The sequence below is a fragment of the Pseudomonas sp. URMO17WK12:I7 genome, from assembly GCF_003269045.1.
GTDB lineage: Bacteria > Pseudomonadota > Gammaproteobacteria > Pseudomonadales > Pseudomonadaceae > Aquipseudomonas > Aquipseudomonas putida_J.
Genome location: NZ_QLTL01000017.1, coordinates 1 through 8,479 on the forward strand (window position 1 = coordinate 1; position 8,479 = coordinate 8,479).

Sequence of the window (8,479 nt, forward strand, 5' to 3'; positions counted from 1 at the left end):
AACCGTCGAGACCCTGCGCACGGCACTGCTCGCGCACCTGCCGGAGTTCATGGTGCCGGCGCAGTTCATGCACCTTGACGCCTTGCCGCTGAGCCCCAACGGCAAGCTCGACCGCAAGGCGCTGCCGGCGCCCGACGCCATCCAGGATCGCCCCTACGAAGCGCCGCAGGGCGAAACCGAAACCCTGCTGGCCGGCATCTGGTGCGAGCTGCTGGACGTCGAGCGAGTAGGGCGCCACGACAACTTCTTCGAACTGGGCGGCCATTCACTGCTGGCGGTGAGCCTGACCTCGCGCCTGCGTCAGCAAGGCCTGCATGCCGATGTCCGCGTGCTGTTCGGCCAGCCGACCTTGGCCGCGCTGGCAGCGGCGGTGAGCACTGCAAGCACCGTGCAGGTGCCGGACAATCGCATCGCGCAAGACTGTGCCCGAATCACACCGGACAGGCTGCCACTGGCAGGCCTGTCACAGGCGTCCATCGACACCTTGGTCGCCCAGATCCCAGGGGGCGTCGCCAACGTCCAGGACATCTACGGCCTGGCACCGCTGCAGCAAGGCATTCTCTACCACCACCTGGCCAGTGAAGGTAACGACCCCTACGTGTTGCAGGCGCGCTTCGCCTTCCCCGACCCGGCCACGCTGGACGCGTTCGCCGCTGCGCTGGATCAGGTGATCGCCCGCCACGATATCCTGCGCACCAGCATCCATTGGCAAAACCTTGAAGAACCGGTGCAAGTGGTGTGGCGGGAAGCCGGGCTTGGCCACGAAACGGACGGCGATCGCATCAACCTGAACCAGGCCCCCCTGATCCGCTTGCTGCGCAGTGAAAGCCAAGCGCGGATCGAAGCGACGCTGTTGATCCACCACATCATCCTCGACCACGCCGCCGTCGAGCAGCTGGTCGCGGAAATCACCGCCGTCCTGCAGGGCCAGGCGCTATCGCACGCCAGCGTGCCGTATCGCAACTATGTGGCCCATTCGCGCTTGGGCGGCAATCGTCAGGCGGCTGAGGCGATGTTCCGCGAGCTGCTGGGCGATATCGACGAGCCCACCGAGGTGTTCGGCCTGCGTGATGCCCACAGCGATACCCGCCGTGTGCTCGACAGCCGCCAGGCACTGGATACCGACCTTGGCCAGCGCCTGCGTGACCAGGCCCGCCAGCTGGGCATCAGCGTCGCCAGCCTGGTGCACCAGGCCTGGGGCCAGGTGCTGGCGCAGCTGTCTGGCCGTGAAGAGGTCGTGTTCGGCACCGTGCTGCTGGGGCGCCTGCAGGGCGGCGAGGGCGCCGAGCGGGCGCTGGGCATGTTCATCAACACCTTGCCCCTGCGCGTCAGCGTCGGCACGGCGGCGGCCAGCGACGGCGTGCGTCTGACCCACCAGCGCCTGGCCCGGCTGCTTGCCCATGAACAGGCGTCGCTAGCCGAGGCCCAACGTTGCAGCGCGGTGCCGGCCGACCAGCCACTGTTCACCAGCCTGCTCAACTTCCGCCACAGCGCGCCGGCCAAGGCCGGGTTGCGCGAGGCCTGGCAGGGCATCGAGCAACTGGCTGCCCATGAGCGCAGCCACTATCCGCTGGTGGTCAATGTCGACGATCTTGGTGATGCCTTCGTGCTTACCGTGCAGGCGTTGGAGGCCGTGGACGGGGCGCAGGTCTGCCGCCTGCTGGGCACCGCCCTGGAGCAGCTGGCGCAGGCCCTTGAACGGGCCCCGGCAACGCCGCTGCAGCTGCTGAGCTGCCTGGCGCCTGCCGAGCGCGAACTGGTACTGCATGGCTTCAATGCGACCCGGCGTGACTACCCACGCGAGCATGCCGTGCCCACCCTGTTCGGCGCCTATGCCGCATTGAGCCCGGCAGCGGTGGCGGTGGTGCACGGTGAGCAGCAATACAGCTACGCGCAACTCGACCAGCACGCCAACCGCCTGGCCCACCACCTGCTGGCGCTGGGCGTGCAACCGGGTGAGCGCATCGCGCTGTTGCTGCCACGCAGCTTCGACCTCCTGGCGGCGCAACTGGCGGCGAGCAAGTGCGCAGCGGTGTATGTGCCGCTGGACAGCAATGCCCCGGCCGAACGCCAGGCATTCATGATTGCCGACAGCCAGGCGCGTGTGCTGCTGACCCACAGCAGCGAACATCAGATTGGCCAGGCCCTGCGCGTGGAGCTTGATCGCCTGGCGCTGGACACTTGCCCGTCGCACTCGCCAGGCCTGCCGGTCAGCGGCGAAAGCGCGGCCTACATCATGTACACCTCCGGCTCCACCGGCACGCCGAAAGGCGTGCAGGTACCCCATCGGGCCATCGTGCGCCTGGTGATCAACAATGGCTTTGCCGATTTCAACAGCCGGGACCGGGTGGCATTCGCCTCCAACCCGGCATTCGACGCCAGCACCCTGGAAGTCTGGGCGCCACTGCTCAACGGCGGCACCCTGGTGGTCATCGACCAGGACCAGGTGCTGTCACGCCAAGCCCTGAGGGATACCTTGCTGCACCACGAAGTGAGCGTGCTGTGGCTCACCGCCGGGTTGTTCCACCAATTTGCCGATGGCCTGCTGCCAGCGCTGGCCAGGCTGCGCTACCTGATGGTCGGCGGTGATGTGCTGGACCCGAGCGTGGTCGCCCGGGTATTGCGCGAAGGCGCGCCGGCGCACCTGCTCAATGGTTACGGCCCGACCGAGGCCACCACCTTCAGCACCACCCACGAGATCCTCGAGGTGGGCGAGGGCAGCATCGCGATCGGCAAGCCCATCGGCAATGGCCGCTGCTATGTGCTCGATGCGCGGCAGCAACCGCTGCCTGTCGGGGCGGTCGGTGAGCTGTACATCGGTGGCGATGGCGTCGCCCTAGGCTACCTCGGCCAGCCGGCGCTGACCGCCGAACGCTTCCTCGATGACCCCTTCAGCCCGCAACCAGGGGCGCGCATGTATCGCAGTGGCGACCTGGTCAGCTGGCAGGCCGACGGCACCTTGCGTTACCTGGGCCGCGCCGACCAGCAGGTCAAGCTGCGCGGTTTCCGTATCGAACTAGGCGAGATCGAGGCGCGCCTGGGTGAGTGTGCAGGCATTCGCGATACCGCCGTCGTGCTGCGTGAGGACGTGCCGGGCGACAAGCGCCTGGTGGCCTACTTCACGGCCAGCACCGGCGCCCCGACCATCGCCGAGCTGCATGCCCAGTTGCAAGGCCGGTTGCCTGATTACATGCTGCCGGCGGCCTATGTGTTGCTGAGCACCTTGCCCTTGACCGCCAACGGCAAGCTCGACCGCCGCGCACTGCCACAGCCGGGTAGCGATGACGTGCTGAGCCGCGCCTTCGAAGCACCACAGGGGGCGGTGGAAACCACCCTGGCGGCGATCTGGGCGGACGTGCTGAAGGTAGGGCAAGTCGGCCGCCATGACCATTTCTTCGAGCTTGGCGGCCACTCGCTGCTGGCGGTGACCTTGATCGAGCGCATGCGCCAGGCTGGTATGAGCGCCGATGTGCGGGTGCTGTTCGCCCAGCCGACCCTGGCCGCCCTGGCCGCCGCAGTGGGCAGTGGCCGTGAAGTGCAGGTGCCGGCCAACCGCGTGCCACAGGATGCCCGGCACATCACCCCGGCCATGCTCAGCCTGATCGACCTGGACCAGGCCGCCATCGACCTTGTCGTCGCCAGCGTGCCCGGCGGTGCGGCCAATGTGCAGGAAATCTACCCGCTGGCGCCGTTGCAGGAGGGCATTCTCTATCACCACCTCAGTGCCGGGCAGGGCGACCCCTACCTGCTGCAGTCGCGGCTGGCCTTCGACAGCCTGGAGCGCCTGCAGACCTGGGCCACTGCCTTGCAGCAGGTCATAGACCGCCACGACATCCTGCGCACGGCCGTGTTGACCGAGGGCCTGGATCAGCCAGTGCAGGTGGTCTGGCGCAAAGCGCGCATGGAGGTGACGCCGGTCGGCGGCGTGCAGGCAGGCGCGGTTATCGATGCCTTGCAGGTGCGATTCGACGCTCGCCAGCACCGGCTGGATCTGTCCCGGGCACCATTGATGCGCCTGCTGTACGCCGACGACCCGGGCAACCAGCGCGTTGTGGCGATCCTGCAGTTCCACCACCTGGCCCTCGATCACACCGCGATGGAGGTGATTGCCGCAGAAATGCGCCAGCTGCTCGCTGGCCAGGCTGACCAGCTGGCGGCCCCGGTGCCGTATCGCACCTATGTCGCGCAGGCCCGGCTGGGGGCTGACGAAGCCGGTCACGAGGCGTTTTTCCGCGATATGCTCGGCGACCTCGACGAGCCGACCTTGCCGTTCGGCCTGGCCGATGTGCAGGGCGACGGCCAGGCCATCGAAGAAGCACGGCTGCCGATCGAGCCCATGCTGGCTCGGCAGTTGCGCCAGCAGGCCCGGCGCCTGGGCGTGAGCGCCGCGAGCCTGGCGCACCTGGCCTGGGCGCGGGTACTTGGGGTACTGGCCAACCGCACCGACGTGGTGTTCGGCACCGTGCTGCTGGGCCGCCTGCAAGGTGGCGAGGGCGCCGACCGTGCGCTGGGCGTGTTCATCAACACCTTGCCGCTGCGTGTCGACCTGACCGCGCCTGTGCAGCAGGCCGTACGCGTCACCCACCAGCGCCTGTCGGCGTTGCTGGGCCATGAGCACGCTTCGCTGGCGCTGGCCCAGCGCTGCAGTGACGTGGCCGCGTCAGTGCCACTGTTCAGTGCCTTGTTCAACTACCGCCACAGCAGCGCTGCCAACCCGGCCGCCGACGATGCCAGCGCACAGGGCGTGCGCCTGCTGGGCGGTGAGGAACGCAGCAACTACCCGCTGACCCTCAGCGTCGATGATCTGGGCGAGGGCTTCACACTCAGTGTCCTGGCCCAGCAGGGGCTGGGTGCCGAGCGGGTCGCACAATGGATGGCCCAGGCCCTGGCCGGTTTGAGCCAGGCACTGGAACAGGCAGGCAATACACCGGTGGCTGCCCTGTCGATCCTCGATCCGTCAGCCCGCCAGCAAGTGCTGCACGCGTTCAACGGCACCACCCGGCCTTACCCGCAAGGGCAGACCGTGCATGCCCTGGTGCAAGCCCAGGCTGCCCGCGCGCCACAAGCTGCAGCACTGGTGCAGGACGGCCAGGTACTGAGCTACGGCGAACTCGACCGCAGCGCCAACCGCCTGGCCCATCACCTGATCGCCCGCGGCGTGCAGGTCGGCGACCGGGTTGCCGTGTGCCTGCCACGCAGCCTCGAGCGCCTGGTCGCGCTGCTCGCGGTGCTCAAGGCCGGCGCCGCTTACGTGCCGGTAGACCCGGCGTACCCGGCGCAGCGCATCGCGTATCTGTTGCAGGACAGCGCACCGGCGTTTGTGCTGACTGACGCAAGCACGCAGGCGTTGGTCGGTGATACCCCGCAGGTCGCGCTCCATGGCGATGGCTGGCAGGCGCAAGCCGACAGCAACCCCCAGGTCGCCGGGCTGGATGTGCACCAGCTGGCCTACGTGATCTATACCTCTGGCTCTACCGGCCAGCCGAAGGGGGTGATGGTCGAGCACGCCACCCTGACTCATCTGGTGCATTGGCATTGCGATGCCTTTGCCCTTGGTGCCGGCAGCCACACCAGCAGCGTGGCCGGTTTCGGCTTCGATGCCGTGGCCTGGGAAGTGTGGCCGGCGTTGTGCACCGGGGCGGTGTTGCACCTGCCGCCTGCACACATCGCCAGCGAGCATGTCGACGAACTGCTCGACTGGTGGCTGGAGCAGCCGTTGCAGGTGAGCTTCCTGCCAACACCGGTCGCTGAACAAGCGCTGCGCCGTGAGCGCCAGCACCCGACCTTGCGCACCTTGCTGGTTGGCGGTGACCGCCTGCGCCAGTTCGACCGTGACCCAGGCTTTGCCGTGGTCAACAACTACGGCCCGACCGAAGCCACGGTGGTTGCCACTTCCGGGCAACTGCAAGCGGGCGGCGCGCTGCATATCGGCAGGCCAATCGGCAACACCCGTGCCTATGTGCTCGACGAATGTCACCAGCCAGTGCCGGTGGGGGCAGTTGGCGAGCTGTACATCGGCGGCGCCGGGGTGGCCCGGGGTTACCTGAACCGCCCTGAACTGACGGCCGAACGCTTCTTCGATGACCCCTTCAGCACAGGTGGCCGCCTGTATCGCAGCGGCGACCTGGTGCGCTGGAACGCTGATGGCACGCTGGACTACTTGGGTCGTAACGATGACCAGGTGAAGATCCGCGGCGTGCGTGTCGAACTGGGCGAGATCGAGGCGGTGCTGGCTGCGCAGCCGGGGGTCGCTGCCGCCGTGGTGCTGGTGCGTGACGAGCGCCTGCTGGCCTGGTTCACCGAAGCCGCACCGGTGGCGGTGGAGGCCTTGCGCGAGGCACTGCAGACCAGCCTGCCAGCGCACTTGTTGCCGCAGGCGCTCACGCGCCTGGAGGCATTGCCGCTGACCCCCCATGGCAAGCTCGACCGCAAGGCCCTGCCAGACCCGGACCCGGCGCTGTTCGCCGGCCAGGGCTATGTGGCGCCGCAAGGCCCGGTGGAGGCGGCCCTGGCGCAGGTGTGGGCGCAGATGCTCAAGGTTGAACAGGTCGGGCGGCATGACAACTTCTTCGAGCTGGGCGGCCATTCACTGCTGGCAGTGAACCTGACTGCACGCTTGCGCCAGCAAGGCCTGCAGGTCGATGTGCGGACATTGTTCGGCCAGCCGACCATTGCCGCACTGGCCGCCACTTTGGGCCAGGCGCAGCATGTGCAAGTCCCGGGCAACCTCATCCCGGCCGGCTGCCAGCACATCACCCCGGCCATGCTGCCGCTGGTGGCGCTTGAGCAGGCCGCCATCGAGCGCATTGTCGCCCAGGTGCCGGGTGGTGCTGCCAACGTACAGGACATCTACCCACTGGCGCCGCTGCAGGAGGGCATCCTCTATCACCATGTCAGCGCCCGTGAGCATGACCCTTATGTACTGCAGTCACGCTTCGCCTTTGCCAGCCGCGCACATTTCGACGACTTCGCTGTCGCGCTGGACAAAGTCATCGCCCGGCATGATGTACTGCGCACGGCCGTGCTATGGGAAGGGCTGCCGCAGCCGGTACAGGTCGTATGGCGCAAGGCGCCGCTCGGCGTGTTCGAGGGGGAGGCAGGCAAGGCTGGGCTCGACCTGGCTCGGGCTCCGTTGATCCGCTTGCTTTATAGCGAGACGGCTGACGGCATTGAAGCCACGCTGCAGTTCCATCACATCGTGCTCGACCACACGGCCATGGAAGTGGTTGGCGAAGAACTGATCGGCTTCCTGAACGGTGACCCCGAGCCTGCTTGCGCGCCCGTGCCGTATCGCAACTATGTGGCGCAGGCGCGGCTGGGCTTCAGCCAGGCTGAGCACGAAGCGTTCTTCCGCTCGCAACTGGCCGATATCGATGAACCGACCCTGGCGTATGGTCTCAGCGATGTTCAAGGTGATGGCCGTGATATCGAAGAGGCGCAGCTGTGGCTGAGCACCGAACTGGCCCAGCGCCTGCGTCAGCAGGGGCGGCAGCTGGGGATCAGCGTCGCGAGCCTGTTCCACCTGGCCTGGGCGCGCCTGCTGGGCGCTGCCAGTGGCCAGGACCGCGTGGTGTTCGGCACCGTGCTGCTGGGCCGCCTGCAAGGCGGTGAGGGCGCCGAGCGGGCGCTGGGCATGTTCATCAATACCTTGCCGCTGCGGGTCGAGCTGGGCGGCGTCAGCCTGCGCGAGGCCGCGCATGCCACCCACCAGCGGCTCAGTGCGCTGCTGGCCCACGAGCATGCCTCTCTGGCCCTGGCCCAGCGTTGCAGCGGCGTGGCCGCGCCGTTGCCGCTGTTCAGTGCGATGCTCAACTACCGCCACAGTACGGTGGCCACGGCCCGTCACAAGCAGGCGACCGAAGGGATCGACAACCTCGCTAGCCAGGAGCGCAGCAATTACCCCCTGGGCTTGAACGTGGATGACACAGGAGAGGGCTTCCGCCTGGTTGCCATGACCCCGGCCGAGGTTGGCGCGGCGCGTATCTGTGGGCAGATGAACCAGGTGCTGGAGGCCATGGCCGAAGCGCTGGAGCATGAGCCGGCGCTGTTGCTGCAGCGCTTGCCGGTGCTGGAGGCCAATGAGCGCCAACGGGTGCTGGTGGACTTCAACGACACGGCGGTTGATTACGACCTTGAGCAGACCTTGCATGGCCTGATCGAGGCGCAGGTTGTGCGCACGCCGGATGCGCTTGCCGTGCGCGCTGAAGAGGGTGAACTGAGCTATCGCGAGCTCAACGAGCAGGCCAACCGTCTTGCGCATCACCTGATTGGCCTGGGCGTAAAACCGGATGATCGCGTGGCGATCTGCGTCGAACGTGGCCTGTCGATGGTGGTCGGGCTGCTGGCCATTCTCAAGGCCGGGGGGGCCTATGTGCCGGTCGATCCGGATTACCCGGCCGAGCGTGTGCGGCATATGCTGACCGACAGCGCGCCAGTGGCAGTGCTGGTGCATGCGGCGACTCGCCATGTGCCGGATGCC

The 8,479-nt window shown here is 67.5% G+C and carries 1 protein-coding gene; it reads left to right on the top strand.

All coding sequences use genetic code 11. The annotated features are described in order from the left end of the window. Positions 1–8,479: amino acid adenylation domain-containing protein (locus H040_RS21810; protein ID WP_146746758.1), on the top strand; the 8,479-nt coding region annotated here is incomplete at both ends.